We start from the raw sequence: 26,452 nt of genomic DNA, 5'->3' as shown, positions 1-26,452 counted from the left end.
CGTCATCCTGACGAAAGTCAGGATACAGAGTAACGGGCGCTGCCGTATTTGGCTCTGGATCCTGACTTTCGTCAGGATGACGGACGTGAGAGACCGGCGGGGCTGGATAAGCTACCGCTCGGTACCTATCTCTGCCGCATGACACGCTATTCCCTGCTCGATCTGGTCCCCGTCATCGAAGGCGGCACCGTCTCCCAATCGCTCGCCAACGCGGCCGACCTCGCGCGGCACGCCGAGAGCGTCGGGTTCCAGCGCTACTGGGTCGCCGAGCACCACGGCATGACCGGCATCGCGTCGGCCGCAACCGCCGTCGTGATCGCGCACATCGCCGCCGCCACCAAGACCATCCGCGTCGGCTCGGGCGGCATCATGCTTCCTAACCACGCGCCGCTGACGATCGCCGAGCAGTTCGGCACGCTCGACGCGCTGTTCCCCGGCCGCATCGATCTCGGTCTCGGCCGCGCCCCGGGCTCCGACCAGCGCGTCGCGCGCGCGATGCGCCGCACGCTGGAAACCGACGCCAACGCCTTCCCGCAGGACGTGATGGAGCTCCAGAGCTACTTCGCCAACGACGGCCAGACCGGCATCGTCGCGACCCCAGGCGCAGGCGCCGACGTAGAGATGTGGATCCTCGGCTCAAGCACGTTCGGCGCGCAATTAGCGGCGGCACTTGGGCTCCCCTACGCATTCGCCTCGCACTTCGCACCCGACGCGCTCGATGCCGCGCTCGCGATCTACCGCCGCGACTTCCGCCCCTCGGTACGCCTCGCCAAGCCGCACGTCATGGCCGGCTTCAACGTGTTCGCAGCCGAGACCGACGCGGAAGCCGAACTGCTCGCCACCTCGCAGCAACAGTCGTTCGTAGCGTTGCGCACCGGCAACCCAGGCCAGATGAAGCCGCCCCTCGCCGGCTATCGCGAGTCGCTCGGCGCGCAGGGCAACCAGATCCTCGACCACGTCCTGCAATGCTCGGCAGTCGGCAGCCCGGCCAAGGTCGCGCGCGGCATTGCCGCGTTCGTCGAGCGGACCGGCGTCGACGAGGTCATGGTGACCAGCGCGATCTACGATCACGAGGCCCGCAAGCGGAGCCTGTCGATCACCGCAGACGTGATGCAGGAATTGAAGATCGCTGCGTAGGTAGGCGCCACCGCTCCCGCTTAAGACACCACCCGGGCGGAGGCCGGGGCCCAATTGGGGGACGGTGGTAACGGAGGGCGGCGCATCGTTACTGCGACCTCTCCAATTGGACCCCGGCCTCCGCCGGGGTGGTGCACGCGGGAGGCTCGCGACCTATTCCCCCGCCCACTCCTTGAGCAGCGTATACGCAATCGCATAAGGCGGCGGCGCCACGAACGGCCCCTCCTCCCCGCGCAACACCGCCCGCACCATCTCGCGCGGCACCCACATCGCATCCTCGAGCTCATTCACATCGAGCGTGATCGCATCGTCCTCCGCCTCCGCGACGCATGCCATCATCAGCGAAGACGGAAACGGCCAGGGCTGGCTCGCGACATAGCGCACCTTGCCGACCCGAACGCCCGACTCCTCAAGGATCTCGCGCGCAACCGCTTCCTCGATCGATTCGGCTGGCTCGACGAAACCGGCGAGCGCGGAATACCGCCCCGGCGGCCATCCCTTGCCACGGCCGAGCAGCGCACGCCCGTCATGCTCGGCGATCATGATCACCACCGGATCGACCCGCGGGAAATGCTCGGTCCCGCAGTTCGGACATTTCCGCGCCCACCCCGCCCGGAACGGCTCGGTCGGCGATCCGCACTTCGCGCAGAAGCCATGACGCACATGCCAGTCGATGACACTGCGAGCCCCCGCATACGTCGCCGCCTCACCGGGCGCGAGCGCGGCCAGCACCGCCATCAGCGCAGGCGACCGCATCGCCGGCGCATTGTCGACGCGCATGCCCGCCAGCAGCGCCGCGAAATGCGGCCGCCCGCTCTCGTCGAGCCCAAGCAGGATAGGCTCGGCATCGTCCGGCATATCCGCCATCGACGTCCAGGCGAGATGCCCGTCGTCGGTCGTGCCCGGCAACAGCCCATCGAGCACCAGCAACCGTGCACGCCAGTCGCGCTGCGCCGCCGCCAGCCCTTCGGGATCGTGCCGCAAAGCATCCGACCGGTCGAGCATCCCGCCGGTAAACCCAGGTGCCTCCATCACGCTCATCGGCGCAACCTCGACGCATCCTGGAGCAACGCCGCGACCACCTGCTGGCGGAGCGGTATCCGGTCCGCCGGGAAGTAATTGACCATCACGTTGCCGCGCGAATGCTTCGACGGATCGACCCATGCGATCGTGCCCGCCGCACCACCCCAGGCATAGGTGCCCTTGCCCGGCCCGTTCGGCGTATCCGCGAGCACGACGGAACCGCCCGCGCCGAAGCCCATGTTGCTCCCCTGCGTTCCCCCGGTGCCGCCACCGACTCCGCCGAACACGACGCCCGCCGGCAACAGGTTCGACGTCGCCAGCGCGATCGTCTCGGGCTTCATCACGCGCACGCCATCGAGCATGCCGCCGTCCTGGATCATGTGCAGGAACCGGTCGTAGTCGCGCGCCGACATCACGAGGCCGGCACCGCCATACGGGAAGCTCGGCTTCTGCAAGAACACCGAGTTCGCTGCCGGATCGAGCGGCGTCCGCGTGTCGCCGACGAACGCATAGTTGGTCGCCAGCCGCCCGACCTCACTCTGCGGCACCTGCCAGAAGCTCGATTTCATCTTCAGCGGATCGAACAGCCGCGTCTGCACAAACCGCTCGAAGCTCATACCGCTCGCGACCTCGATCACGCGGCCCATCACGTCGAGCCCGATCGAATAGCTCCACTTGGTGCCGGGGTCCGCGATCAGCGGCAGCGTCGCGACGCGGTTCGCGAACTCCTCGAGCGACTTCGGCCGCACGGGCCGCATCTTCTCTTCCATCGCCGCGCTGACCGACAGCGGCAGGATCCCGAGCCGCTCATATTCCTTGAGCAGCGGCCCCTTGGTGACGATCGTGTAGCCGAGCCCGGCGGTGTGCGTCAGCAAATTGCGGATCGTGATCGGCCGCGTCGCCGGGCGCGTGGCGAGCGACGTGTCGGGGCTGGTTGCGACCTTCATGTCCTTGAACGCCGGGATATATTTGCTGACCGGATCGTCGAGGTTGAGCTTGCCGTCCTCGACCAGCATCATCGCCGACATGCCGGTGATCGGCTTTGACATCGAATACACGCGCCACAGCGAATCGGGGCCGGCGGCGGGTGCGTTCGGGTCGTCGCTGATCTTGCCCGCCGACGGGAACAGCGTGGGACCATCGCCAGCACCAAACGCGCCAACGATCCCCGGCATCTTGTTCTGCGCGACGAGGCTGTCGAACAACGCGGACGTGGCAGGCAGCAGCGCGTTGACCGGGATCGTCATCCGCGGCGTCGGCCGAGCCTGAGGGCTCATTTGCGGACGCGGTTGCGCCTGTTGGGCATAAGCCGTGGCGGCTGCCAGCGCGGCAAGTCCGCCCGTCGAAATCCAGTGCACCAATTTCATGCAGCTCTCCGTATGGTCTTGCCGGCCTTGGCGAAAACGGTCGGGAGGCCGGCGGTATCCAGCTCGTCGATCGGCCACCATTCGCTTGCCGTTGGAACGCGCGGTTGATGCGCCTCGACCGTCGCCACCGCAAGCGTCAGTTGCAGATCGAAATGCGTAAATCCGTGTGCGACGGTGTCGTCCAGCATCCGCCAATCCGCCTGCGCCGGCGCCTCCTCGAAACCGGGGGGAACATCACCCCAAGGCCCGGTCGGAAACGCGCGCATCCCGCCCAGCAAACCCTTGTCCGGCCGCCGCACCAGCAACACCTGCCCGTCGCGCTCCAGCCAGAAGATCGTCCCGTACCGCTGAGGCTTGGCCGCCTTCTTCGCCTTCAACGGCAACCGTTCGGGCGCGCCCTGCTTGAAGCCCTCGCAAAACGCGCGGATCGGACACAGCAGGCATTTCGGCGCGCGCGACGTGCAGATCCCCGACCCCAGATCCATCATCGCCTGCGCGAAATCGCCCGCCCGAGCGTCCGGCGTAATCGAATCCGCAGCGACCCGAATCGCCGGTCGCGCCGCCGGCGAAGGCGTCTGAATCGCGAACAGCCGCGCGACCACCCGCTCGACATTCGCATCGACCACCACCGCCCGCTCGCCGAACGCGATCGCCGCCACCGCCGCCGCGGTATACGCGCCCAGCCCCGGCAGCGCGCGCAGCTCCACCTCGGTCCCCGGAAACACACCGCCATGCTCGGCCACCACAGCCTTCGCCGCCTTCACCAGATTGCGCGCCCGAGCATAATAGCCAAGCCCCGCCCAAGCCGCCATCACATCGGCGTCATCCGCCGCCGCCAGACTCGCGAAATCCGGCCACCGCGCGGTCCACGCGAGAAACCGCGGCGTGACGGCGGCCACGGTCGTCTGCTGCAACATCACCTCGGACAGCCACACCCGGTACGGATCGACCGCCTCGCCCGGCTTCGCGCGCCACGGCAGGTCGCGACGATACGCGTCATACCAGTCGAGCAGGGCCCCGGAGACCGAAGAGCGCTTGGCGTTCACGCGTCGCCTATGGCATGGGTTCGCAGATGAGCAAGCCGCCCGTTTCTGTGCCTAAATCTGCGACGCCCAAGCCGGCGACGAAGCGCATTAAAGGCAGGACCGATCCCGACGCCCCGCGTGAGAACCGCTCGCGCGCGGTCGCCGAGCTGTTGCCCGCGATCGGCGGCGCGGCATTCCGGCGATTCGGCTTCGTCCAGTCGTCGATCGTCAGCCGCTGGCCCGAGATCGTCGGCGCCAAACTGGCCGGCGCGAGCATCCCCGAATCGATCCGCTTCCCGGTCGGCAAGAAGCAGGACGGCGTCCTGACCCTTACCGTCCGCGGCGCGCACGCACCAATGATGCAGCACATCGCGCCCGAGATCATCGAGCGCGTGAACCGTTTCTTCGGCTACGCCGCGATCGTGAAGGTCGCGATCCGCCAGGGTGAGGTCGCCGCCCCCGTGCCGCGGAAAGCCCCGCCTTCGATCCGCCCGGTCCCCGTCGATCTCGGTATGAGCCTGAAAGGCATCGCCGATCCGGAACTGCGCGCCGTCCTCGAATCCCTCGCCGCCGGCGTCGCCTCGACGCACGGCCTTCCCAGGATCACCTGATGCGCGTCCTCTTTGCCGTCTTCGCCCTTTTCCTGCTGACCGGCGCCGCGCCCAAGCGCGACTGGTCGCAAACCGCACGCGTCCTCCCCTCGGGCGCGTACCTGATCGGCAACCCCGCCGCGCGCGTGAAGCTGGTGGAGTATGCGAGCTACACCTGCTCGCACTGTGCCGACTTCTCGGTAAAGTCCGAACCCGTGCTCAAGCGCCAGATGATCGCGTCCGGCTCGACCAGCCTCGAAGTCCGCAGCTTCATCCGCGACCGGCTCGACCTTGCAGCAGCGATCCTCGCCCGCTGCACCGGCCCTAAAGGCTTCTCGGCCACCTCATCCGCAATCTTCGCCGCACAGCCGCAATGGCTCGAGCGCGGGATCGAATACCAGCAAGGCAACGCCGCGCGCCTCGCCATGTACCCCGCGGCGGCCCAGATCCGCGCCAACGCCGACGGCTCCGGCCTGACCGCGTTCGTCAAGGCACGCGGGCTTTCGGACGCGGCGATCAACGCGTGCTTCGCCAACCAGCCCGAGATCGACCGCATCGTCAAACTGACCGCCGACGCGCCGAAGGAGATCGACTCCACGCCGACCTTCTACCTCAACGGCAGACTCGTTCCGCATGTCGGCTGGGAACAGCTCGAACCCGCGCTTCGCAAGGCGGGCGCCCGTTAATTCACGTGATCCACTGGAGTAACCCGATGAAATTCCTGACCACGCTCGCCGTCCTGCCGCTCGCGCTCGCCGCCTGCTCGAAGAACGATTCGACCGGTAACGTCGACCAGCCCGCGGCCGCACCGGTAGCAGCCGCCGCAGCCCCCGCCGGCCAGAACTGGACCGAGACGGTCGTGAAGACCCCCGAGGGTTACCTGATGGGCAACCCCAACGCGCCGATCAAGCTCGTCGAATACGGCGCGCGCTCGTGCCCGACCTGCGGCGCGTTCGGTCGCGAGGCATACAAGCCGCTGACCGAGAAGTACGTTTCGACCGGGAAAGTCAGCTTCGAATTCCGCGACTTCCTCGTCCACGGCGCACCCGACGTGGCGCTGACTTTGCTCGGCCAGTGCGGCGGCGTCGCGCCGTTCTTCCCGATCCTCGAGCAGATGTACGGCAACCAGATCGCCTTCCTCGACAAGCTTCAGGCGATGACCCCCGACCAGCAGAAGGCGCTCGCCAACCAGCCGCCGACGGTCGTCGCGACCAAGCTCGCCGAGCAGATGGGCGCGATCGATTTCGTCAAGCAGCGCGGGATCCCGGAGGCGAAGGCGCGTGCGTGCCTCGCGGATCAGAAGCAGCTCGAAGTGATGGCCAAGCCGACCGAGAACGCGATGCAGGCTGGCACGGTCACGGGCACGCCGACGTTCCTGATCAACGACAAGAAGCTCGATCAGGTCGTGAGCTGGGATCAGATGGAGAAGGCGCTGAAGGCGGCTGGGGCGTAAGCTAAGCGCTCCACAAGTAACTACCACCCCGGCGAAGGCCGGGGCCCAATTGGAAAGGTCGCAGTAACGGCGCGCAACCTTAGTTAGCGCCGTCCCCCAATTGGGCCCCGGCCTCCGCCGGGGGGGAGTTTGGGCCAACGGCAGCTCTTTCTTGTTCTCCCGCGAAGGCGGGAGCCCAGTCTGGGTCCCCGCCTTCGCGGGGAAACAACAGCGCAACGGTCCGGGGTAAGATCCAACTTTAGTCGTCGGGGGGCGCAAGAATGCAGATCAAGCGCCTCCGCATCACCGGCTTCAAGAGCTTCGTCGACCCCGCCGATCTCCGCATCGAACCCGGCCTCACCGGCGTCGTCGGCCCGAACGGCTGCGGCAAGTCGAACCTGCTCGAAGCGCTCCGCTGGACGATGGGCGAGGCCAGCGCGAAATCCCTGCGCGGCGCCGGCATGGAAGACGTCATCTTCGCCGGCACCGCGACCCGCCCGCCGCGCGACTTCGCCGAAGTCTCGATCCTCGCCGAAATAGCAGGCGACGAACGCGAGATCGTCCGCCGCATCGAACGCGGCGCCGGCTCCGCCTACCGAATCGACGGCCGCGACGTCCGCGCGAAAGACGTTGGCCTGCTCTTCGCCGACGCCGCGACCGGCGCGCACTCCCCCGCACTCGTCAGCCAGGGCAAGATCGGCGCAGTCATCGCCGCCAAACCCGCCGACCGCCGCGCGATGCTCGAGGAAGCCGCCGGAATCGCCGGCCTCCACGTCCGGCGGAAGGACGCCGAGGGCAAACTCCGCGCTACCGAAGCCAATCTCGCCAAGCTCGACGAGATCATCTCCGACCAGGACGCACGCGCCGCCACGTTGAAACGCCAGGCCCGCGCCGCCGAACGCTACCGCCTCATCTCCGCGCAGATCCGCGTCGCCGAAGCACGCACACTCTTCGCCCGCTGGCGCGAAGCCGCCACCGCAGCCGATGCCGCCAAAGCCGAAGCCGTAGCCGCCGAAACCCGCGTCCACGCCACCACCGAAGCCGAACGCGCAGCCGCCGCAGACCAGCACCGCGCGATCGAAGCCGTCGCCACCGCCCGTACCGCAGCGCTCGCCGCGCGCGACCTGGTCGGCGATCTCGCCCACCGCCTCGCCGCGCTCAAAACCGAGAAGGCCAGCGTCGAGCGCAGGATCGCCGACCTCACCGACGCCCGCACCCGCATCGCCGACGACCGCGCCCGCGAAGGATCGCTCGCCAGCGACGCCGCCGCCGCGCTCGAACGCCTCGCCGACGAGGCCAAGGCGCTCGACACCGCGATCGCCGACGCCACCGCCGCGATCCCCGATCTCGACGCCGCACTCGCCGAAACCGAACGCAGCGCCCGCGACGCAGAAGTCGCGCTGGCCCAGGCGCTCGCCACGCAAGCCCGCGACGCCGCCGAAGTCCGCGTCGCCAGCGCTGCGCTCGCCGCCGCCCGCACCCGCGCCGACCGCGCCGATCGCGACGCCGCGCAGATCGCCGCCGCTCTCCGCGCCCTCGGCGACCCCGCGCCGCTGGCCGCAGAGCGCGAGACCGCCGCCGAAGCCCGACGCACCGCGACCGCCGCCGCAGAGTCCGCCCGCCAAGCCATCACCCAGGCAGACACCGACGAAACCGCCGCAACCAGCGCGCGAGACGCCGCCGAAACCCCCCGCGCCACCGCCCGCGCGGACCTCGCCGCGATCGACAGCGAAGTGACGGCGCTCACCAAGGCAACGCAGCGCAGCGGTCGCGACCGGCTGCTCGACCACGTTTCCGCCAACACCGGCTACGAACGCGCACTCGCCGCCGCGCTCGGCGACGATCTCGACACCGGCCTCGATGCATGGGCCGGCGCCAAGCCTGGCCAAGACGACCCAGCCGCGCCCGCCGACGCCGAACCGCTGGCAAAGCATGTCGACGCGCCCCCCGCTCTCGCCCGCAGGCTCGCGCAGGTCTTCGTCGTCGGCACCGATGGCCAGCAACACCTCGCCGTCGGCCAGCGCATCGTCACCCGAGACGGCCAACTCCGCCGCTGGGACGGCTTTACCGCGACCGGCACCGGCGCCGCGGCGGCCGAACGCCTCGTCCGCCGCAACCGCCTCGCCGCGCTCCAGGCCGCCCGCCCCGCCGCGGCCAAAGCGCTGGACGACGCCGAACGAACCCGCGCCGCGATCGACGAGCGCATCGCCCAGGCTAGAGGCCAGTCGCAAGCCGCCCGCGCCGCCCTGCAACGTGCCGAAACCGCCACGCGCGACGCAATCCGCCAGGAGGACCGCGCCGCCGCCGCGCTCGAACGCCTCGCCACCCAGCGCGCAGACCTCGACGTCCGCGCGCACCGTATCGCCGACGACGTCGCCGACGCGCACGCCGACCGCACCCGCGCCGAAGCCGCGATGGCCGCCGTCCCCGACGGCACCGCCAACGCGCGCCAGGTCGCGGCGCTCCAATACGATGCCGAACGTGCCCGCGCCGCCGTCGCGCAGGCCCGTGCCGATCGCACCACGCTCGACGGCAGCATTGCCACCCACCGCGAACGCCTTTCCGCTGCCCAAGCCGACACTCGAAGCTGGCGCGCGCGCGCCGGTGAAGCCGCCAAGCGCATCGCCGCCATGGACTCGCGCGAAGCGACGCTCGGCACCGACCTGGCCGCGATCGCCGCTCGCCCCGCCGCCCTCGACGCTGAAATCGAGACGCTCGACGCCGAACACCAGGAAGCGCGCACAACCGCCGACGCGCTCCTCGCCACCGAACGCACCGCTGAAACCGCTGCCCGCACCGCCGACGACGCCCACCGTGCCGCCACCGAAGCGCTCGCCGTCGCCCGCGAAGCCCGCGCCGGCGCGATCGCCCGCGTCGAAAACCACGAAGCGCGCCGCCTCGATCTCGGCCGCCTCTCGGGCGAACGCTTCCAATGCCCCGCGCCCGTCCTCCCCGAGCGCCTCGGCTTCGTGGTCGCCGACGTCCGCGCGCCAGCCGAAGAGTCCGCCACGCACGACCGCCTCGCCACCGATCGCGAGCGGATCGGCCCGGTCAACCTCGTCGCCGAAACCGAACTCGCCGAACTCGAAGAGGCCGCGCGCGGCAACGCGGTCGAGCGCGACGAACTCGGGCAAGCGGTCAACCGCCTGCGCGGCTCGATCGGCACGCTAAACCGCGAAGGTCGGCAACGCCTGCTCGCCGCGTTCGAAGCGGTGAATGGCCATTTCCAGCGCCTCTTCACCACGCTGTTCGACGGCGGCGCCGCGCACCTCGAACTGATCGACTCCGACGACCCGCTTGAAGCCGGCCTCGAAATCATGGCGCAACCCCCCGGCAAACGCCTCCAGTCGCTCACCCTCCTGTCGGGCGGCGAACAGGCGCTGACCGCGGTCGCGCTGATCTTCGGCCTGTTCCTCACCAACCCCGCGCCGATCTGCGTCCTCGACGAGGTCGACGCGCCGCTCGACGACGCCAATATCGAGCGCTTCTGCGACCTGCTCGACCGCATGTCGCGCGACACCGACACGCGCTACCTCGTCGTCACGCACAACGCCGTCACGATGAGCCGCATGCACCGCCTGTTCGGCGTGACGATGATCGAACGCGGTGTCAGCCGCCTCGTCTCGGTCGACCTGCAAGCCGCGACCGGATTCATTGCGACGGCGTAGGGAGACAATCCCCGTTCGCGACGTTGACTCTCGATGTTCCTCGACGAATCCAGCATCTGGCCACGCAAGGAGGATCTGCCTCCGCGCAAGCCCGTGTATCGGCACGAGAAGGCGCTCACTCGCCTGATCTTCGTCTATCTCTTCGTGTTGCTGCTCCTGCCCGTCAGCCTCGGCGGCATGGTCGACCTGATCCGCTACGTGTTCGACTGACTGATCGCTGTCCTACACGCCCTGATCCTGACAGCGTTCCAACGCCTAGATCGCGAGACTTTCCGACCCACGAAACTGCCCCGGCGAAAACGCTCCCAGCGTCTGCACTTTCTATACTTCACTCTGCCGTCACGACCGAGAACCGCCCCGCAGCAGCGACATAGCAACAAGTTGATCTCCATCACTCGACACCCCTTTTCGCGGAACGTAAGACGAACGAATGGCCCAGCTCGACACCCGTGAAAAGCTCGAGATCCTCGCCGATGCGGCCAAATACGACGCGTCCTGTGCGTCGTCGGGTACGACCAAGCGTAATTCGAAGGACGGCAAGGGGCTCGGTTCGACCGAAGGCATGGGCATCTGCCACGCCTATGCGCCCGACGGCCGCTGCATTTCGCTGCTGAAGATCCTGCTGACCAACAGTTGCATCTTCGACTGCCATTACTGCATCAACCGCAAGAGCTCGAACGTGCGCCGCGCCCGCTTCACGGCGAAGGAAGTCGTCGATCTCACCATCGCCTTCTACAAGCGCAATTATATCGAGGGTTTGTTCCTATCGTCGGGCATCATCGCCTCGTCGAACTACACGATGGAGCAGATGGTCGAGGTCGCGCGGAGTTTGCGCGAGGACCATCATTTCCGCGGCTACATCCACCTCAAGACGATTCCCGACGCCGATCCCGAACTCGTCCACCAAGCCGGGCTGTACGCCGACCGCGTCTCGATCAACGTCGAACTCCCGACCGCGAACGGCCTGAAGCGGCTCGCCCCCGAGAAAGACGGCGTCCGCATCGAGACCGCGATGGCGGAGGTGAAGGCCTCGATCATCGACGGCAAAGACGCCAAGGCCAAGTACAAGTCCGCGCCGAAGTTTGCCCCGGCCGGCCAGTCGACCCAGATGATCGTTGGTGCCGACGCCGCAACCGACGGCGACATCGTCCGAAAGGCGTCGACCTTGTACGACCGCTTCGGCCTGCGCCGCGTCTATTATTCCGCGTTCAGTCCGATCCCCGATGCGAGCGCCGTCCTCCCGCTGCAACGCCCACCCCTGATGCGCGAGCACCGTCTGTACCAATCCGACTGGCTGATGCGCTTCTACGAATTCCAACCGCACGAGGTGGTCGCCGCCGCCGACGACGCGACCGGCATGCTCCCGCTCGACATCGACCCCAAGCTCGCCTGGGCGCTCAAATTTCGCGGCTCTTTCCCGGTAGACGTCAACCGCGCCCCCCGCGAAATGCTCCTCCGCGTCCCCGGACTCGGCGTGAAGGCAGTCAACGGCATCCTAACCAGCCGCCGCTGGCGCCGCCTGCACCTCGCCGATATCGCAAGGTTGACGGTATCCGTAGCCAAGCTCCGCCCCTTCATCATCGCCGAGGATTGGCGCCCGGTGGTTCTGGCAGACAGAGCCGAACTCCGCCCCATCGTCGCCCCGAAACCCAAGCAGATGGAAATGTTCGCGTGACGCCGACGCATTCCTCCCCGGCACGGGGAGGGGGACCGCGACGAGCAGCGGCGGGGTGGAGGGGGCTCACCACCACCGACACGTTCGCGGAAGCCCCCCTCCACCAGCTTCGCTGGTCCCCCTCCCCGTGCCGGGGAGGATTATGCGCGTCGTAACCCTATCCGAACCAGACGACTTCGACGGCTGGCGCGACGCCGCGCGTGGCCTGATTGCCGAGGATGTTCCCCCCGACGACGTCGTCTGGCAAGTCGGCGACGAACCGGTCGACCTGTTCGCAACCGTAGCTGATCCGGCCCCCGCCCCACCCCCAGGCGCATTCTCCGTCCCACGCGCCTTCATTGACCTGGCCCGCAGCGCCATCCTCGGCAGCGACCCTGAACGGTTCGCCCTGCTCTACACGCTGCTTTTCCGCCTCCGCCGCGAACCCAAACTGATTGAAGACCGCGCCGACCCACTCGTCCGCAGGCTCGACCGAATCGCCAAGGACGTCCGCCGCGACATCCACAAAATGCGCGCGTTCCTGCGTTTCCGCGAGGTCGAGGAGGACGGCGGCACGCGCTTCGTCGCGTGGTTCGAGCCCGACCACCACATCGTCCGCGCCAACGCAGCCTTCTTCGTCAACCGCTTCGCCAGCATGCGCTGGTCGATCCTGACGCCCGAAGTCTCGATCCACTGGGATGGCAAGGCGCTCACCGAAGGCCCTGGTGCAAGCAAGTCCGACGCCCCCGAGGGCGACCCGACCGAGGAAGTCTGGAAGACCTATTACGCCAGCATCTTTAACCCAGCCCGCGTGAAGATCGGCGCGATGCTGAAGGAGATGCCGAAGAAATATTGGAAGAACATGCCCGAAACCGCGCTGGTCCCGGGCTTGCTTGCAGCGGCGCAAGCAAGGGAGAGCGGCATGATCCAGAAGGCGCGCGACAACGTCGGCGGCAACAGCCTGATCGCATGGGAAGCCCTGCGCGACGAAGCCGCCGGCTGCACCCGCTGCCCGCTCTACAAGCCGGCGACGCAAACCGTGTTCGGCGAAGGCCCAGTCGACGCCCCACTGATGTTCGTTGGCGAGCAACCTGGCGACCAGGAGGATATCGCCGGACGCCCATTCGTCGGCCCCGCCGGCCAGATGTTCGACAAGGCGATGGCGGAAGCGGGCGTCGACCGCTCGCGCGCCTACGTCACCAACGCAGTAAAGCATTTCAAGTTCGAACAACGCGGCAAACGACGCATCCACGCCAAGCCAGCGGCAGGCGAGATCGACGCCTGCCGCTGGTGGATCGAACAGGAGCAGATGCTAATCAAACCTAAGGTCACTGTGGCGCTAGGCGCCACCGCGGCCCGATCGCTGTTCGGCAAGGTGATGACCATTGGGCGTGAGCGCGGGCGGGCGTTGCAATTGCCCGATGGCGGGGAGGCGTGGATCACGGTGCATCCAAGCTATTTGCTTAGATTGCCCGATCCAGCGCAGGCGGCGGAGGAGTATGCGCGGTTCGTTGAAGATCTGCGAACGGTTGGCAGGCGGATCGGTTAGTCCCCCCCGCCACGGGAGGGGTACAGGCGCAACTGCCGGAGGGGGCTTACCGCAAGCATGACGCTCGTAGAGCCCCTCTCCACCCCATTACTTCACGTGGCGCCCCCCTCCGTGCCTGGGAGGGTTACATCGCGTTCGGTTCTGGTCCCAGCCGGCCCGCAGGATCGTCGAGCGTTTCGATCGCTGCCATGTCCTCATCATCCAGCGTCAGATCCAACGCCGCGAAGTTGTCCGCGAGGTGCTCGGCATCCGACGCCTTCGGGATGACCGAAAAGCCGTTCGCCAGATGCCACGCCAGGATGACCTGCGCCGCACTCCGACCATGCTTGTCCGCGATCCGGACGATCGCGCTGTCCTGCAACAATGTCTTGCCCTGCCCCAACGGGCTCCAGCTCTGCGTCACGATGCCATGCGCTTCATGATACGCACGCTGTTCGCGCTGCTGGAAATTCGGGTGAAGTTCGATCTGGTTGACCGCTGGCGTCACGCCGGTCGCAGCAACAATCGCGTCGATATGCTCGGGGAGGAAGTTCGAGACGCCGATCGACTTGGCCTTCCCGGCAACACGCAGCGCGATCATCGCCTTCCACGCTTCGACATACTTGTCCTGCTTCGGCACCGGCCAGTGCATCAGGTACAGGTCGACCGATTCGACACCGAGCAGCGCGAGGCTCTCGTCTATTGCTGCCTCGGCATCGCCCTGCCGGTCGTTCCAGAGCTTGGTTGTCAGGAAAGCTTTAGAGCCCTTGTAGCCGTCACCGACGCCGCGTTCGTTCTCGTAGATCGCGGCGGTGTCGACCAGCCGGAAACCTATATCGAGCCCGGAGCGGACGATCGCCGCGGCCTGGCTGTCGGGGATCTGCCACGTGCCCATGCCGAGCTGGGGCATCGTGCGGCCGTCGTTGAGTGTAAGATCTGTCATGTCGCAAACAGCGCACGACACGGCCGACGGTTCCGATTGGCTCTTCCCTTCCGCGCCAGGTTCGCGCAATCGACCGAGCCATGTTCGAAAAGATCCTGGCCGTGCTGGCCACCTTCACGATCGGCGTCATCTCTTCGGGTGGCTATGTCGGCATCGCGTTGCTCATGGCGATCGAAAGCGCGTGCATCCCGCTGCCGTCCGAGATCATCATGCCGTTCGCCGGCTACCTCGTCTCGACCGGGCGGTTCGACCTGTATCTCGCCGCCACCGCGGGCGCGATCGGGTGCAATCTCGGTTCGATCGTCGCGTACGAGATCGGCAAGCGTGGCGGCCGGCCGATGGCCGAACGCTGGGGTCGCTACCTGCTGATCGGCCCGGGTGAGCTTGACGCCGCCGACCGGTTCTTCGCCCGATGGGGCTCGATCGCGGTGCTGATCGGGCGTCTGCTGCCGGTGATCCGCTCGTTCATCGCCTTCCCCGCCGGCGTCGCGCGGATGAAGCTGGTGCCGTTCCACATCTACACCTTTGTCGGGTCATGGCCGTGGTGTTTCGGTCTGGCCTGGGTCGGCATGAAGCTCGGCGACAAGTGGGACAGCGATCCACGTGTGAAGGCCGCGTTCCACAGCGCCGACCTGCTGATCGGCGTGGTCCTGATCGCACTCGTCGGCTTCTACATCTGGCACCGCGTGCGCGGGCTGAAGCGCCACCCTTAAGTCTCTAAGGGGTAACCGCGGCGTTTCGCCAGCGCACGAAGATCGTCGTCGCGCGTTGGCACAAGCTGCGCCGTTCGCCGCTTCACCGCCTCGAGGATATCGGCGTCGGCCTTTGCGGGCGATCCGCTGTCGAACGGCGGTGCTGGATCATATTCGAGACCCAGCTGGACCGCCTTGGCATGCGCCTCGCCGCTGATCATCGCGGTCAGCGTCAGCGCGAAGTCGATCCCCGCGGTGACGCCGCCGCCGGTCACGCGGTTGCGATCGACCACGGTGCGCGCGTCGACCGGGATCGCGCCGAACAGTGGCAGCATGTCACGCTGCGCCCAGTGGCACCCGGCACGATAGCCGTCGAGCAAACCGGCCGCGCCGAGGATCAGCGATCCGGTGCAGACGCTCGTCACCCACGTCGCCTCGGCCCCGACCGACTGGACCCACGCCATAGCTTCGTCGTCGGCGATCACGTCGTTGGTTCCGAAGCCGCCTGGGACACACAGGATGTCGGCGCGCGGGACGTCAGCGAAGGTCGCGGTCGGCAGGATCGAAAAGCCGGCGTCGGTCGGCACCGGATCGAGCGTCTTCCAAACGAGATCGAGCCGGGCGTTGCCGAGTCGCGACAGGACTTGCGCGGGGCCGGTCAGATCGAGCTGGGTCACGTTCGGAAATAGCAGGAAGGCGATGCTCAGCGATTCGGTCATGCCGTTGCTCCTTGCGATGGGCTCTCACGATCGAAAACCGCGACATCGCTCCGGATTGGCTTAACTCGCTGACAAACAACGCGAGTCCGGCACCGAGCAAGGAGCGCGCTCAACCGAAGTGCAGAAAGTGCAGACGCTGGTGCAGCATTTTCGTCGGCACCCGACGCACCGTAGGGGGCGGTTTTAGCGAACGCGCTTCGGATGGTTGCCGACGTCATTCGCGCATCATGCCATCCCCTCTGCCTGTAGGACAGTTACCTCGGGAACAGCGCGCGCGGGTATCAGGCGAACAGCCATGTCCCGAGCATGCGCCCGAACGGGAAGGTGAACACGCCCGCGATGAGCAACGCGCCGGTGACCATCCCGCGCACGCTGGTGCGGTGCCGTGCAAGGTCGTGCGCGCGTGCCGACCACCAGATGATCGGGACCTGGACGAGCGTAAAGATCGACAGGAGGTGGATGATGCCAAAACCACCCGTGCTGGTCCGGATGCCGAACGAGGCGAGCGCAGTGGCGAGCATCGCGACGACCCAGATCGTACCGAGCGCGCGGTGCGGGCGGTCGCCGCGTTTGCGCAGCAGCATGATGGGGGTGAACGCGAGCGCGACGAGGATGGTGGCGAGGTGGAACCAGACGATCGTCGGGACCTGCGGCCAGTGCGGGCGGCCGCGGATCAGCGCGGTCATGACGGCGGCTAGGAGGAGGATTGCGGCGTAAGCGAGGAGTTTTTCGTAACCGTCGGCAGCGATCGGTCGCAGACGGGTTTTTCGTTTTCCGAGTGTTAGTGCCATTCGTGCCCCCTTGTATGTCCCAGGGGGACGGTACGGGGTGCGCAGCGCGGAAGCCAAGGGGCATTTGTGCCGCCGACCTCGCCATGGTCAAAACGTGCACCCCTCCCTGGAAGGGAGGGGTTGGGGGTGGGTCGGTTGGATTATGCCACTGGCATTGCCGCCTGTGGAAGCCGACCCACCCCCTGCCCCTCCCTTTCAGGGAGGGGGGAAGTAGGGCGCTATCGCTTGCGATGAGTTATGGAAGAACCGGGACTTCCGCGGCGCGCGTCTTGTTTTCCAGCCGCGATTCCCGGACCCGCTGGCCGAAGCAGCCGGTGGCGCCGCCTGCGCCGACTGCCGAGCAGCTGCCGATGGTGTTTACGCCTGACCCGGCGTCCATCGTGCCTTGGGCCTTGGTCGCCCAGCTGGCATTCTCGGGCGTGACGACGAACTCGCGCAATTCCTTGGGGACGCGGTATTGCTCCTGCGCGCTGCGGCGGACGCAGACGACGATCTCTTCGCCGTTCTGGTTGGTCGGGCAGCGTTCGTTGCCGAACAGGGTCAGCACGCCGTTGACGGGCGCGCTGCGCGAGACCTCGCCTGGCGCCGAGATCGTGTTCGGCTTGCCGGTAGCGCCCGGCAATGCCGGGGCCAGCGTCGGCGCTTTGGCGGGCAGCTGCGCGAGCGTCGGCGGCGCGCGGCGCGCGGGTTGGGACGTTTGCGCCACCGCAGGCCCGGCGACGAGCAACGCCGCCGCAAAAAGCATTTTCATACGCATCACTCCCACAATCCGTATTCTCATTTCGAAGGTCGCTTCTCAGATCCGCTTGGCGGTAGCGATCGCGACCTTGCAACCGAGCCGGATCGCCGCGCTCAGCACCGGATACCCAGGTGTCTCCTCGGCCCCGGCCGCAATCGCGGTCGCCTTGTGCTCGAGTTCCTCGGCCTGGAAATCGAGGATGGCCGCCGATAACTCGGGATCGCTGGCGCCAAGCTGAACGAGCTGTTCCTCGTAATGCTTGTCGATCTCGGTCTCGACCGCGGCGGTACACGCCATCGCAGCTCGCGGGCTGATCGCCGCGGTAACGGCGCCGAGCGCGAAGCCGGCGACCTTCCAGATCGGCTGAAGCACCGTCGGGCGCACGCGGCGATCGACGATCATCTTGTCGAAGAACGCGCGGTGGCGCTCTTCCTGCTGCGCCATGTGATGGATCGAGCGCGATGCCGGGTGACGATCGCCGAGCACGGCAAGCTGGCCTGCATAGATACGGATCGCACCGTATTCGCCGGCCTGGTCGACGCGAATCATCGAATCCGTCGCCCGCTTGGCGTCTCCTGGCTTCCAGCCGCTCATCTCGTCTTCCTCATGAGTGCGAATATGGTGAACGCACCGACGAGGGAAAAGATCGCGTTGAACCCGGCGAGCGAAATGCCGAGCAGCTTCCACTGCGGCGAATCGCAGCGCACCATCGGCGCGTTCATGATCGCGGCAAGACGCTCAGCGGCGGTGGTGCCGGCCATCGAGACGGTCGTCGTGCAGGCGGTGAAGCCGTTCCACCAATGATATTCGACACCGGCATGCGCGACGCCGATCAGTCCGCTGAGCCCGATCAGTACCCCGGCGATGATCACCAGCGATGCCCTGAGCGACCGTCCGGGAACGAAGAACGTCGCCCCCGCGATCAGCACGGCGGAATAATGCGGCCAGCGCTGCCAATGGCACATCTCGCACGGATACAGCCCGCCGAGATATTGCGAGCCGAGCGCACCGAGCAGCAGGAACGCTGGCAGCAGGAGCGCGATAGCGCGCGCGATCTCTTCGTTCTTGGTCATGCCCAACCCGCGACGCACGCTCACTTGGTGGCGGCCTTGGCAGCGTCGGCATCAGGCTTGATCGGGCGCGGCTTGGTCGCGGCGGCAACCTGGGTCGGGCCGCCGAGACGCGCGACGGTCTTCAGCGCGTAATAGAGCTGGAAATCGTCGATGCCCTGCTTCTTCAACTGCTCGGGCGTCTGCGAGAAGCGCGGGTCGGTCTTGGTATCCTCCTCCAGCACCGCGTTGTCGGCCTTCACCTCGTTGATCAGATGTTTCCGGAGGTCTGCCTCGCGGAACACCGGGCGCGACTTGTAGTCGGGATCGGTGAGCTGCGGCACCTTGATGTCGGGCTCGATCCCGCCCTCCTGCACCGATCGGCCGGACGGCGTGAAGTAGCGCGCGGTGGTCAGGCGGAGCGCGGTCTGGGGCCCGAGCGGGAGCACGGTCTGGACCGAGCCCTTGCCGAAGCTGCGCTCGCCCATGATCAGCGCGCGGTGATGATCCTGAAGCGCGCCCGCGACGATCTCCGACGCCGATGCGGTGCCGGGATCGGTGAGAACGACGACCGGCAGGCCGTGCGCGTCGTCGCCGGGCTTGGCGTAATAGCGCTCGATATCGGTCTTCTCGCGGCCGCGCTGCGAGACGATCTCGCCGTGATCAAGGAACGCGTCGCTGACTTCGATCGCCTGGGTCAGCAGCCCGCCGCCATTCTCGCGGAGGTCGACGACATAGCCGAGCGGGCGGTGGCCGAGCGACTTGTCGATCGCCATGATCGCCGCGCGGGTGTCGGCGCCGGTGTTCTCGCTGAAGGTGTTGATGTTGATATAGCCGACATCGCCGCGGACTTCCCACTTCACCGGCTTCTGGACGATGATCTCGCGCATCATGGTCACGTCGAGCGGCTTGTCGCGGCCGGGGCGGACGAGGCCGAGCGTGATCTTGCTGCCGGGCTTGCCGCGCATCTTGCCGACCGCCTCGTCGAGCGAATCGCCGTAGATCAGCTTGCCGTCGATATGCGTGATGTAGTCGCCGGACTTCACGCCCGCGCGGGCGGCGGGCGAGTCTTCCTGCGGGGCGACGACCTTGATCGCGCCGTCCTCCATCTGCACCGTCAGGCCCAGGCCGCCGTAATTGCCCTCGGTCATGATCCGGAGGTTTTCGTAGTCCAGCGCGTCGACGTACGAGCTGTGCGGATCGAGGCTGGCGAGCATGCCCTGGATCGCGCCCTTGATCAGCGTCTTGTCATCGACCTTGTCGACGTAATCCGCCTTCACGCGGTTGAACACATCGAGGAACTGGTCGAACTCGCGGTACGTGTCGGTGTCGACCGCCGCCATCGCCGAGGTGGCGAGCGGGATCAGCGTCAGCGCGCCGACGATCGCCGTCGCGGCAAGGAACGGGGTACGCAGTATAGGACGAGGCATCGATGGTCCTGCAACCTGAGAAAAGACGTGTCGTACGGTCGTGACGGCGTAGCGTAGCGGAACGCTGGCGGCAACGCGCGGAGCAAAGCGGGCCCGGGGTTAATGGCGGCTGACTGCGGGGGTGACGTTCGGGGCGGCACGTACACACGATGCTCCGTCATGCCGGGCTCGTTCCGGCATCCACGGCTCCGCACGATCGAGAGACTCGGGTTCGCGGAACGGTGGACCCGGAACCGGTCCGGGGTGACGGGGTAGTTTTGGCGAATTTCGACCACGAAGTCAGGCGCTGACCTAGCTTAGCCGATCAGCGCGGCCCTATCAGTGACGCCACATCGACCGGCCGCCCCCGGCGGCGGAGTTCGACGGTGATGCGCGGGTCTTCGCCGGGAGCGGCGCCGAGCGGCGCGCCCATGGCGATGCGGTCGCCGGGCTTGGCGGTGGTCGCGGCGAGGCCGGTGACGAGGCTGGTCCAGCCATCGGCGTGGTCGATGATGACGATCGTGCCGTAGTCGCGGAAACGACGCGCGTAGCGGACCGTGCCGGCCGCGGGTGCGACGACGCGGGCGCGGGGGGCGGTGGCGAAGGTCAGGCCGCGCGATCGGACGCCGGACTCCGAAACCTCGTCGAAGCCGGTGACGAGCCTGCCCGCTACCGGCGCACGGTACACGCCGCGCGGTGGCGACGGGGGCGTGGTGCCGGGCGCGACCGGGCGGGGGATCGGGCCGGCGAGCGCGATCAGGCTGGCTGCGGTCGCCTTGGCGTTGGTGGTGGCGGCCATCCCATCGACGAGATCGCGTGCGCGTTCGCCAAGCGCCAGCGCGCGATCGGACTCGCTGAGCGCACCGCGGCCGAGCGACTGGCTGCGCTGGCGGTGGCGTGCTTCCAAGGTGGCCAGCGCGATGCGATCGTTCTCCAGCCGTGCGCGGCCGTCGGCGAGCGCCTTGGCAGCGAGCGTGGCGCTGGCTTGCAAACGCCGCGTCTCGGCGAGTTCGGTGCGGACGGCTTCGGTGCGCTGGCGGACGACGGGGAGCGCGCTGCCGAGCACCGCGCGGACGTGGACGAGGTCGTCGACCGATCCCGGCTGCGCGACTGCGACGATCGTCGGGCGGCGGGCGAGGGATTCCAACGCTGCGAGGAGCCGGGCGACAGGGGCTTGCGCGCGGCCGAGCTTGGCGCGCTGATCGGATAGCAGGCGCTCGACCAGCGTTACGCGCGCACTTGCGGTGGCTAGGTTCGCTTCGGCGGCGGTCACGCGCGCAGCGAGCGCCTGTTCTTCACGGCGCGCCTTGTCGGCGGCGTTGCGCTCCTGCGTGGCGGCAGCGGCGAGCTTGGCAGCCCGCGCGGTGGCGATCACGGCGTCACGCTTGGCGGCGAGCAGGCGTTGCTGCTCGGTCGCCAACTCGGGCGCGTCAGTCTGTGCAGTTACGCCCGCCGCCGCGAACAGCGCCGCGATCGCGAGAACGCCCCCTACCCTCATGCATCACCCTTCGCGGTGATAGGGGTGGTTGGCAAGGATGCTGGTGGCGCGGAAGAGTTGTTCGGCGAGCATCGCGCGAGCGAGCAGATGCGGCCAGGTCGCGCGGCCGAACGAGAAGAGCAGGTCCGCCTCGTCGCGCGCTGCGTCGTCGAAGCCATCGGCGGCGCCGATCATGAACCGCGCCTCGCGCACGCCGTCATCGCGCCATCGCTCGAGCTTTTGCGCGAACTGCGTCGAAGAGAGCGTCTCGCCCTTCTCGTCGAGCAGGATGCGCTTGGTCTGTTCCCCGACCAGCGGAATCTTGCCGCCGGTGTCGGGGAGCTCGCTGACCTTGGTCGGCCAGACGATCCGCTTCAGATAGCGGTCTACGAGGTCGGCCTCGGGCGAGCGCCCGATCCGACCGCGGGCGACGATGTGGAGCAGCACCGCCGCCGTCTCGGAGGTCTAGTCTTCGTCGGTGAAGATCGGCACGGGCGGCGGCGCCGGTGCGTCGCCGAATGCCCACATCCGCTCGAGATTGTAGAAGCTGCGGACTTCGGGGCGGAACAGATGGACGATGACGTCGGTCGCGTCGATCAGCACCCAGTCGGCCGTGGGGAGCCCCTCGATCTTCACCGGACGCTTGAACTCGGCCTTGATCCGCTCGGCCAGCTTCTGCGCCATCGAGGCCACCTGGCGGGTCGAACGACCGCTGGCGATCACCATGTAATCGGCGATGCTGGTCTTGCCCGCGAGCGGGATCGAGATGGTCTCGACCGCCTGGTCGTCGTCGAGCGACGCGAGGATCAGGCGATGCAGCGCCTCAACCTCTTCGGGGTCGGTCGCGCGAGGGGCAGTAGGGGAAGTGGCCAAGTCAGCTCCTGGGTAAAACTACCGGACCAGCAACGTGCTGAACCCAGTCGGGATTTTTGGCACGCAGGCCGGTTGCGGAGGTCGGGTCGGGTCGGAAGCGCAACAGCACAAGGGCCGGCAATCTCCACGTCGTCCAGCTCTTCGCATGGTCTGTGCGCCGTTGGAAGCGCCGCAGCCAACCCATCGCGGGGGCCGCGAGGGCGCGCCCGTCATATCCCGGACGCGCGATTACCGCAATCGGAACCTCGCGGGCGATCTGGCGCCAGTTCTTCCAGCGATGGAAGTCGGCGAGATTGTCCGCCCCCATCAGCCAGATGAAGCGGATTTTCGGGTAGCGCCGCTTGAGCTTGCGGATCGTGTCGAGCGTGTAGCGGGTGTGCAGCCGCGCCTCGATATCGGTCGCGCGGATCGGCGCGCGGCGCGCCATCCATCGCGCCGAAGCAAGACGCGCGGAGAGCGGCGCCATGTCGTTCGCCGCGTCCTTCAGCGGGTTGCCGGGAGACACCAGCCACCACGCCTCGTCGAGCGCAAGCGAGTCGATCGTCGCAAGCGTGATGCCGCGGTGGCCGCGGTGGGCGGGGTTAAACGACCCGCCGAGAATGCCGACGTGGGTCAAACCTCGGCGGAGCAAAAGGAGATGCTGGAAAGCCAAGGCGAGCAAGACATAAACCGACGGTATGACCGGATTCGTCGGTTATCAACATGGCAGCGCGCCGGGCACCTCAGTTGCAGGGGAAACGCTTCGCCAGCACCCGCGCGTACCCGTCCTTGAGCGGGCGTTTCTGATCGGCGGCAGGCAATTGCGACAATCCGTCGAGCATATCCATGATGCCGACCGACTCGCCCTCTGGCACGCACGCGATCGGCGGCTTGCCCGCGGCAGCACGCGCGGCGCGATCCGCCTTCAATTGCGTGGTGGCCGCCTTGGCCTCCGCCTTCAGGACCGGAAGATCGGGCGACATCAACGCCATCGGGCCCTTATCACGCAACGCGTTGGCGCGCGCGAGGAAGGTCTGAACGGACATCGCCGCACTCGCCGGCACCGCGGCGCCGACGATCGTCACGGCCGCGACCAGAGCGACGCAGAATGGTTTGGGCAGATACGACATGGGCAGCCTTTCCGAGGAAAGACTGCCCATAAACTTCAACGGCTTACGCCTGGATGAACCGATCGGGTACGAACCGATCACGCGCCGAGCGGAGACGGCGTACCGAACGGGCCGTTGGGACGACGCGTCTTGGGGATCGACGTTCCCGCACGCGGCACGTTCGACGTCTTCGCACCCGGCTCAGGACGATCGAGATCTTCGCCGGCAATCAGCTTCTTGATCTCGTCGCCGGTCAGCGTCTCGAACTCGAGCAGCGCACCAGCCACCGTGTGGAGCTGATCGACGTGATCGCTCAGCACCTGCTTGGCACGGTCGAGACCGCCTTCGACGATCCGCTTGATCTCGTCATCGATCAGTTGCGCGGTCTGGTTGGACATACGCGACGGACGGCTCGACGAGTATCCTAGGAACGACTCGCCCTCGGGCTCGCCATATTCGAGCGGACCAACCTTGTCCGACATGCCCCAGCGCGTAACCATGTCGCGTGCCAGACCCGTGGCGTATTGAATGTCGCCCGAGGCTCCGCTCGACACCTTGTCGTAGCCGAAGATGACTTCCTCGGCGACGCGGCCGCCCATCGAGACCGCGAGGTTCGCGTACATCTTGTCGCGGTGATAGCTGTACGAATCGCGCTCGGGCAGACGCATGACCATGCCCAGCGCACGACCGCGCGGGATGATCGTCGCCTTGTGGATCGGATCCGATGCGGCCTCGTGCATCGCAACGACGGCGTGACCGGCCTCGTGGTACGCGGTCATCCGCTTCTCGTCGTCGGTCATGACCATGCTGCGACGCTCGGCGCCCATCATGACCTTGTCCTTGGCCTCCTCGAACTCGGCCATCGCCACCAGACGCTTGCCCTTGCGCGCCGCATGCAGCGCCGCCTCGTTGACGAGGTTGGCGAGATCGGCACCGGAGAAACCGGGCGTACCACGTGCAATGACTCGGGCATCGACGTCGGGTGCGAGCGGAACCTTCTTCATGTGGACTTCGAGGATCTTGATGCGACCTTCGATGTCCGGCCGTGGCACCGTGACCTGGCGATCGAAGCGACCCGGACGCAGCAGCGCTGGGTCGAGCACGTCGGGACGGTTGGTCGCGGCGATGATGATGATGCCCTCGTTCGCCTCGAAGCCGTCCATCTCGACCAGCAGCTGGTTCAACGTCTGCTCGCGCTCGTCGTTACCGTTGCCAAGGCCGGCACCACGATGACGACCCACAGCATCGATTTCGTCGATGAAGACGATGCACGGTGCGGACTTCTTGGCCTGCTCGAACATGTCACGGACACGGCTTGCGCCGACACCGACGAACATCTCGACGAAATCGGAGCCCGAGATCGTAAAGAACGGCACGCCAGCCTCACCCGCAATGGCACGGGCGAGCAGCGTCTTGCCGGTACCGGGCGAACCGACCAGCAACGCGCCCTTGGGGATCTTGCCGCCGAGGCGGGCGAACTTAGTAGGATCCTTCAGGAACTCGACGATCTCTTCCAGCTCTTCGCGTGCTTCGTCGATACCGGCGACATCCTGAAAGGTGACCTTACCCTCCTTCTGCGTCAGCATCTTCGCGCGGCTCTTGCCGAAGCCCATCGCGCCCGATCCCGAATTCTTCTGCATCTGCTTCAGCACGAAGAAAGCGATGCCGAGGAACAGCAGGAACGGCAGCGACTGATACAGCAGCAACGCCAGCATCGACGGACCCTCTTCGGGCTTCGCACTGATCGCAACACCCTTCTCGCGCAGCTTCGGCACGAGCGTCGAGTCCTGGATCGGGTACGACTTGAACTTCTCGCCCGACGACAACGTGCCCGAGATCATGTCGCGCGAGATGTTGACGTCCTTGACCGTGCCCTCGTCGACCTTGTCGAGGAACGCCGAATACGCGATCGTGTTGCCGCCCGACGTGGCCGTACGGCCGTCGAACATGGTCACGAACAGCGCCAGCGCGAGCAGGATGCCGACCCAGATCAACAGGCTCTTCATCCAAGGATTGCCGCCGCCATTCTCGGGGCCACCGTTTCCGGGGCCCTGGGGCTTCTGACCGCGGTTCTCGTTGTCGTTCATGGGTGCACGATACCTTTCAGCGCACAAGATAAGCGCGCGCAGGTTAATGGCAATGGAACAACGCGCGACTTGCGTTGATCGGTGTGAACGGGCGGTCACGTCACCCGACGCAGAGGCTCTGGCTTGGGCGGGAAAGCCGGCAGTCGGGAACGCGGGTCAGTCGATAACGCGGCGGGGCGGGGCTTCGCGGAACCGCCAGACGTCGCCGCGGACGCTGGCAATGATGCCGGCCTGAGTCGTGCGCTTGCCGGTCGTGAGCGAGTCGAGCAGCTTTTCGATGTTGGCGGCTTCGGTCCATTCGGGCGCGACGATGCCCGCCTCGGTGCGGACCGTGCCGATCGCGCAGCGGGCAAGACGGCGGAGAATTTCGCGGGGCAGATTCTCGACCGCGAGCTTGACCTCGCCGCCGCCGACCTTGGCGCGTTCGGTCCAGATCCAGTCGACCATCGCGCGGACGTCGGTGTCGGTCTCGGCCAGCGCGGCGGCGGCGCGTGCGAGATTCGGCGTGCCGAGCCATTCGTTCTCCCCGAGCAACCGGCGGAACCGCGTACGATCATGCCGGTCGTCATGGTTCGAGGGATCGTCGAGGAACGGCACCTCGGCACGACGGACGATCGCGCGGAGTTCGGCGCGGCGCCAGTCGAGCAACGGGCGAATCACGAGGACGCCGTTGACGTGCGTGCGTGCCCGCACGCCGGCCAGACCGGCCAGTCCCGAACCGCGCGCCGCCCGCATCAGGAAGGTCTCGGCCTGATCGTCGGCGTGATGCCCGGTGACGAGAGCCCCCGCGCCGATCGCACGGGCGTGCTCCGTCAGCAGCGCATAGCGCGTGGTACGGGCTTGCGCCTGGATGCTGGCACCGGTGATCGGTTCGCTCGGCGCGAGCGTGGCGTGAGAAATGCCGAGCGTGGCGCAATGCGCGGCGACCATCGCGGATTCCTCGACCGCTTCGGGGCGGAGGCGGTGGTCGATGCTGGCGACCGTGAAGCCGGGGGGAAGCGATTCATGCGCGAGGGTGAGCATCGCCATGCTGTCCGGACCGCCGGATACCGCGAACAGCGGGTTGGCGATGTCGCTGGCGAGCCGCGCGAAGTCGGCGGCGAAGCGACGTCCTTCTTCGGTCATGCGGTGCGCATCATCATCGTAAAAAGTCTACCACCC

At 67.2% G+C, this 26,452-nt stretch carries 26 protein-coding genes; 9 read left to right on the top strand and 17 right to left on the bottom strand.

The window, feature by feature from the left end:
- Positions 1–138: 138 nt before the first annotated feature.
- Positions 139–1,137, top strand: a complete 999-nt coding sequence (locus C8J43_RS06690) for an LLM class flavin-dependent oxidoreductase (RefSeq protein ID WP_133030252.1) — start codon at positions 139–141, stop codon at positions 1,135–1,137.
- 153 nt (positions 1,138–1,290) lie between these two features.
- On the opposite strand, the gene nudC is transcribed toward C8J43_RS06690, so the two are convergent.
- From nudC to C8J43_RS06675, 3 genes are read right to left on the bottom strand one after another with little or no spacing between them, the layout of a single operon-like run.
- Complete coding sequence (gene nudC, locus C8J43_RS06685; RefSeq protein ID WP_133030787.1) at positions 1,291–2,169, bottom strand: NAD(+) diphosphatase; 879 nt, start codon at positions 2,167–2,169, stop codon at positions 1,291–1,293.
- 5 nt (positions 2,170–2,174) lie between these two features.
- Positions 2,175–3,527, bottom strand: coding sequence for a serine hydrolase domain-containing protein (locus C8J43_RS06680; RefSeq protein ID WP_133030251.1), 1,353 nt, complete (start codon positions 3,525–3,527; stop codon positions 2,175–2,177).
- Positions 3,524–4,540 carry an A/G-specific adenine glycosylase gene (locus C8J43_RS06675; protein ID WP_133030786.1) on the bottom strand — a complete coding sequence of 339 codons (1,017 nt, stop codon included), beginning with the start codon at positions 4,538–4,540 and terminating at the stop codon, positions 3,524–3,526. Before C8J43_RS06675 ends, C8J43_RS06680 begins: the two co-directional genes overlap by 4 nt.
- 59 nt (positions 4,541–4,599) lie before the next feature.
- Between C8J43_RS06675 and C8J43_RS06670 the strand changes: the two genes are divergently transcribed.
- From C8J43_RS06670 to C8J43_RS06645, 7 genes are all read left to right on the top strand, one after another.
- A complete protein-coding gene (locus C8J43_RS06670) occupies positions 4,600–5,163 on the top strand; it encodes a DciA family protein (protein WP_133030250.1) in 564 nt (187 codons plus the stop codon).
- Entirely contained in the window at positions 5,163–5,828 is a 666-nt protein-coding gene (locus tag C8J43_RS06665) for a thioredoxin domain-containing protein (RefSeq protein ID WP_133030249.1), read from the top strand. The genes C8J43_RS06670 and C8J43_RS06665 overlap by 1 nt, the downstream gene beginning before the upstream one ends.
- A 26-nt stretch (positions 5,829–5,854) precedes the next feature.
- Positions 5,855–6,595, top strand: coding sequence for a thioredoxin domain-containing protein (locus tag C8J43_RS06660; RefSeq protein WP_056051660.1), 741 nt, complete (start codon positions 5,855–5,857; stop codon positions 6,593–6,595).
- 260 nt (positions 6,596–6,855) lie between these two features.
- Positions 6,856–10,242, top strand: a complete 3,387-nt coding sequence (locus C8J43_RS06655) for an AAA family ATPase (protein ID WP_133030248.1) — start codon at positions 6,856–6,858, stop codon at positions 10,240–10,242.
- Between the two features lie 33 nt (positions 10,243–10,275).
- Complete coding sequence (locus tag C8J43_RS21830; RefSeq protein ID WP_165899560.1) at positions 10,276–10,452, top strand: hypothetical protein; 177 nt, start codon at positions 10,276–10,278, stop codon at positions 10,450–10,452.
- A gap of 220 nt (positions 10,453–10,672) precedes the next feature.
- Positions 10,673–11,917, top strand: a complete 1,245-nt coding sequence (locus tag C8J43_RS06650; protein ID WP_133030247.1) for a putative DNA modification/repair radical SAM protein — start codon at positions 10,673–10,675, stop codon at positions 11,915–11,917.
- A 142-nt stretch (positions 11,918–12,059) separates the two neighbouring features.
- On the top strand, positions 12,060–13,445 hold the full coding sequence (locus C8J43_RS06645; protein ID WP_133030246.1) for a UdgX family uracil-DNA binding protein: 1,386 nt from the start codon (positions 12,060–12,062) through the stop codon (positions 13,443–13,445).
- 124 nt (positions 13,446–13,569) lie between these two features.
- Here C8J43_RS06645 and C8J43_RS06640 read toward each other — a convergent pair whose 3' ends face one another.
- Positions 13,570–14,367, bottom strand: coding sequence for an aldo/keto reductase (locus C8J43_RS06640; protein WP_133030245.1), 798 nt, complete (start codon positions 14,365–14,367; stop codon positions 13,570–13,572).
- Between the two features lie 80 nt (positions 14,368–14,447).
- On the opposite strand from C8J43_RS06640, the gene C8J43_RS06635 reads away from it, so the two are divergent.
- A complete protein-coding gene (locus C8J43_RS06635; protein ID WP_133030244.1) occupies positions 14,448–15,080 on the top strand; it encodes a DedA family protein in 633 nt (210 codons plus the stop codon).
- Here the strand turns inward: C8J43_RS06635 and C8J43_RS06630 are convergent.
- From C8J43_RS06630 to tilS, 13 genes are all read right to left on the bottom strand, one after another.
- On the bottom strand, positions 15,077–15,778 hold the full coding sequence (locus tag C8J43_RS06630; RefSeq protein WP_133030243.1) for a DJ-1/PfpI family protein: 702 nt from the start codon (positions 15,776–15,778) through the stop codon (positions 15,077–15,079). The two genes, C8J43_RS06635 and C8J43_RS06630, sit on opposite strands and share 4 nt — an antisense overlap.
- Positions 15,779–16,059: 281 nt before the next feature.
- Complete coding sequence (locus C8J43_RS06625; protein ID WP_133030242.1) at positions 16,060–16,569, bottom strand: DUF2306 domain-containing protein; 510 nt, start codon at positions 16,567–16,569, stop codon at positions 16,060–16,062.
- Between the two features lie 235 nt (positions 16,570–16,804).
- Positions 16,805–17,320 (bottom strand): hypothetical protein, encoded by a 516-nt coding sequence (locus C8J43_RS06620; protein WP_060526525.1) that lies wholly within the window; start codon positions 17,318–17,320, stop codon positions 16,805–16,807.
- Between the two features lie 45 nt (positions 17,321–17,365).
- A complete protein-coding gene (locus C8J43_RS06615) occupies positions 17,366–17,902 on the bottom strand; it encodes a demethoxyubiquinone hydroxylase family protein (protein WP_056051676.1) in 537 nt (178 codons plus the stop codon).
- Complete coding sequence (locus C8J43_RS06610) at positions 17,899–18,381, bottom strand: disulfide bond formation protein B (RefSeq protein WP_056051678.1); 483 nt, start codon at positions 18,379–18,381, stop codon at positions 17,899–17,901. Before C8J43_RS06610 ends, C8J43_RS06615 begins: the two co-directional genes overlap by 4 nt.
- Positions 18,382–18,401: 20 nt before the next feature.
- Positions 18,402–19,787, bottom strand: coding sequence for a S41 family peptidase (locus C8J43_RS06605; protein ID WP_133030241.1), 1,386 nt, complete (start codon positions 19,785–19,787; stop codon positions 18,402–18,404).
- 304 nt (positions 19,788–20,091) lie between these two features.
- Positions 20,092–21,264, bottom strand: a complete 1,173-nt coding sequence (locus C8J43_RS06600) for a peptidoglycan DD-metalloendopeptidase family protein (RefSeq protein ID WP_133030240.1) — start codon at positions 21,262–21,264, stop codon at positions 20,092–20,094.
- A 3-nt stretch (positions 21,265–21,267) separates the two neighbouring features.
- A complete protein-coding gene (locus C8J43_RS06595) occupies positions 21,268–21,690 on the bottom strand; it encodes a 23S rRNA (pseudouridine(1915)-N(3))-methyltransferase RlmH (RefSeq protein WP_060526522.1) in 423 nt (140 codons plus the stop codon).
- An 18-nt stretch (positions 21,691–21,708) separates the two neighbouring features.
- On the bottom strand, positions 21,709–22,116 hold the full coding sequence (gene rsfS / locus C8J43_RS06590) for a ribosome silencing factor (protein ID WP_133030239.1): 408 nt from the start codon (positions 22,114–22,116) through the stop codon (positions 21,709–21,711).
- A gap of 1 nt (position 22,117) precedes the next feature.
- Entirely contained in the window at positions 22,118–22,732 is a 615-nt protein-coding gene (locus C8J43_RS06585) for a nicotinate-nucleotide adenylyltransferase (protein ID WP_133030238.1), read from the bottom strand.
- A 106-nt stretch (positions 22,733–22,838) separates the two neighbouring features.
- Positions 22,839–23,225 carry a hypothetical protein gene (locus C8J43_RS06580; RefSeq protein WP_243645453.1) on the bottom strand — a complete coding sequence of 129 codons (387 nt, stop codon included), beginning with the start codon at positions 23,223–23,225 and terminating at the stop codon, positions 22,839–22,841.
- 77 nt (positions 23,226–23,302) lie between these two features.
- Complete coding sequence (gene ftsH, locus C8J43_RS06575) at positions 23,303–25,210, bottom strand: ATP-dependent zinc metalloprotease FtsH (RefSeq protein ID WP_243645500.1); 1,908 nt, start codon at positions 25,208–25,210, stop codon at positions 23,303–23,305.
- A gap of 237 nt (positions 25,211–25,447) precedes the next feature.
- The gene (tilS, locus tag C8J43_RS06570; RefSeq protein WP_133030236.1) at positions 25,448–26,416 is read right to left on the bottom strand and encodes a tRNA lysidine(34) synthetase TilS; all 969 of its coding nucleotides are present in this window, start codon (positions 26,414–26,416) and stop codon (positions 25,448–25,450) included.
- Positions 26,417–26,452: the final 36 nt, after the last annotated feature.

The sequence above is a fragment of the Sphingomonas sp. PP-CE-1G-424 genome, from assembly GCF_004341085.1.
Taxonomy (GTDB): domain Bacteria; phylum Pseudomonadota; class Alphaproteobacteria; order Sphingomonadales; family Sphingomonadaceae; genus Sphingomonas.
The sequence above is the reverse complement of the archived record's forward strand: the minus strand, read 5'-3'. Positions and strand labels throughout refer to the sequence as shown.

Bases quoted from the DNA above. Each gene is read 5' to 3' on its own strand.
- nudC (WP_133030787.1), bottom strand. From the start codon at position 2,169: ATGGAGGCACCTGGGTTTACCGGCGGGATGCTCGACCGGTCGGATGCT.
- C8J43_RS06615 (WP_056051676.1), bottom strand. From the start codon at position 17,902: ATGAGCGGCTGGAAGCCAGGAGACGCCAAGCGGGCGACGGATTCGATG.
- C8J43_RS06630 (WP_133030243.1), bottom strand. From the start codon at position 15,778: ATGACCGAATCGCTGAGCATCGCCTTCCTGCTATTTCCGAACGTGACC.
- C8J43_RS06670 (WP_133030250.1), top strand. From the start codon at position 4,600: ATGAGCAAGCCGCCCGTTTCTGTGCCTAAATCTGCGACGCCCAAGCCG.
- C8J43_RS06620 (WP_060526525.1), bottom strand. From the start codon at position 17,320: ATGAAAATGCTTTTTGCGGCGGCGTTGCTCGTCGCCGGGCCTGCGGTG.
- C8J43_RS06605 (WP_133030241.1), bottom strand. From the start codon at position 19,787: ATGCCTCGTCCTATACTGCGTACCCCGTTCCTTGCCGCGACGGCGATC.
- C8J43_RS06610 (WP_056051678.1), bottom strand. From the start codon at position 18,381: ATGACCAAGAACGAAGAGATCGCGCGCGCTATCGCGCTCCTGCTGCCA.
- C8J43_RS06600 (WP_133030240.1), bottom strand. From the start codon at position 21,264: ATGAGGGTAGGGGGCGTTCTCGCGATCGCGGCGCTGTTCGCGGCGGCG.
- C8J43_RS06645 (WP_133030246.1), top strand. From the start codon at position 12,060: ATGCGCGTCGTAACCCTATCCGAACCAGACGACTTCGACGGCTGGCGC.
- C8J43_RS06655 (WP_133030248.1), top strand. From the start codon at position 6,856: ATGCAGATCAAGCGCCTCCGCATCACCGGCTTCAAGAGCTTCGTCGAC.
- tilS (WP_133030236.1), bottom strand. From the start codon at position 26,416: ATGACCGAAGAAGGACGTCGCTTCGCCGCCGACTTCGCGCGGCTCGCC.
- C8J43_RS06665 (WP_133030249.1), top strand. From the start codon at position 5,163: ATGCGCGTCCTCTTTGCCGTCTTCGCCCTTTTCCTGCTGACCGGCGCC.
- C8J43_RS06635 (WP_133030244.1), top strand. From the start codon at position 14,448: ATGTTCGAAAAGATCCTGGCCGTGCTGGCCACCTTCACGATCGGCGTC.
- C8J43_RS21830 (WP_165899560.1), top strand. From the start codon at position 10,276: ATGTTCCTCGACGAATCCAGCATCTGGCCACGCAAGGAGGATCTGCCT.
- C8J43_RS06650 (WP_133030247.1), top strand. From the start codon at position 10,673: ATGGCCCAGCTCGACACCCGTGAAAAGCTCGAGATCCTCGCCGATGCG.
- ftsH (WP_243645500.1), bottom strand. From the start codon at position 25,210: ATGAAGAGCCTGTTGATCTGGGTCGGCATCCTGCTCGCGCTGGCGCTG.
- C8J43_RS06580 (WP_243645453.1), bottom strand. From the start codon at position 23,225: ATGTCGTATCTGCCCAAACCATTCTGCGTCGCTCTGGTCGCGGCCGTG.
- C8J43_RS06690 (WP_133030252.1), top strand. From the start codon at position 139: ATGACACGCTATTCCCTGCTCGATCTGGTCCCCGTCATCGAAGGCGGC.
- C8J43_RS06680 (WP_133030251.1), bottom strand. From the start codon at position 3,527: ATGAAATTGGTGCACTGGATTTCGACGGGCGGACTTGCCGCGCTGGCA.
- C8J43_RS06625 (WP_133030242.1), bottom strand. From the start codon at position 16,569: ATGGCACTAACACTCGGAAAACGAAAAACCCGTCTGCGACCGATCGCT.
- C8J43_RS06640 (WP_133030245.1), bottom strand. From the start codon at position 14,367: ATGACAGATCTTACACTCAACGACGGCCGCACGATGCCCCAGCTCGGC.
- C8J43_RS06660 (WP_056051660.1), top strand. From the start codon at position 5,855: ATGAAATTCCTGACCACGCTCGCCGTCCTGCCGCTCGCGCTCGCCGCC.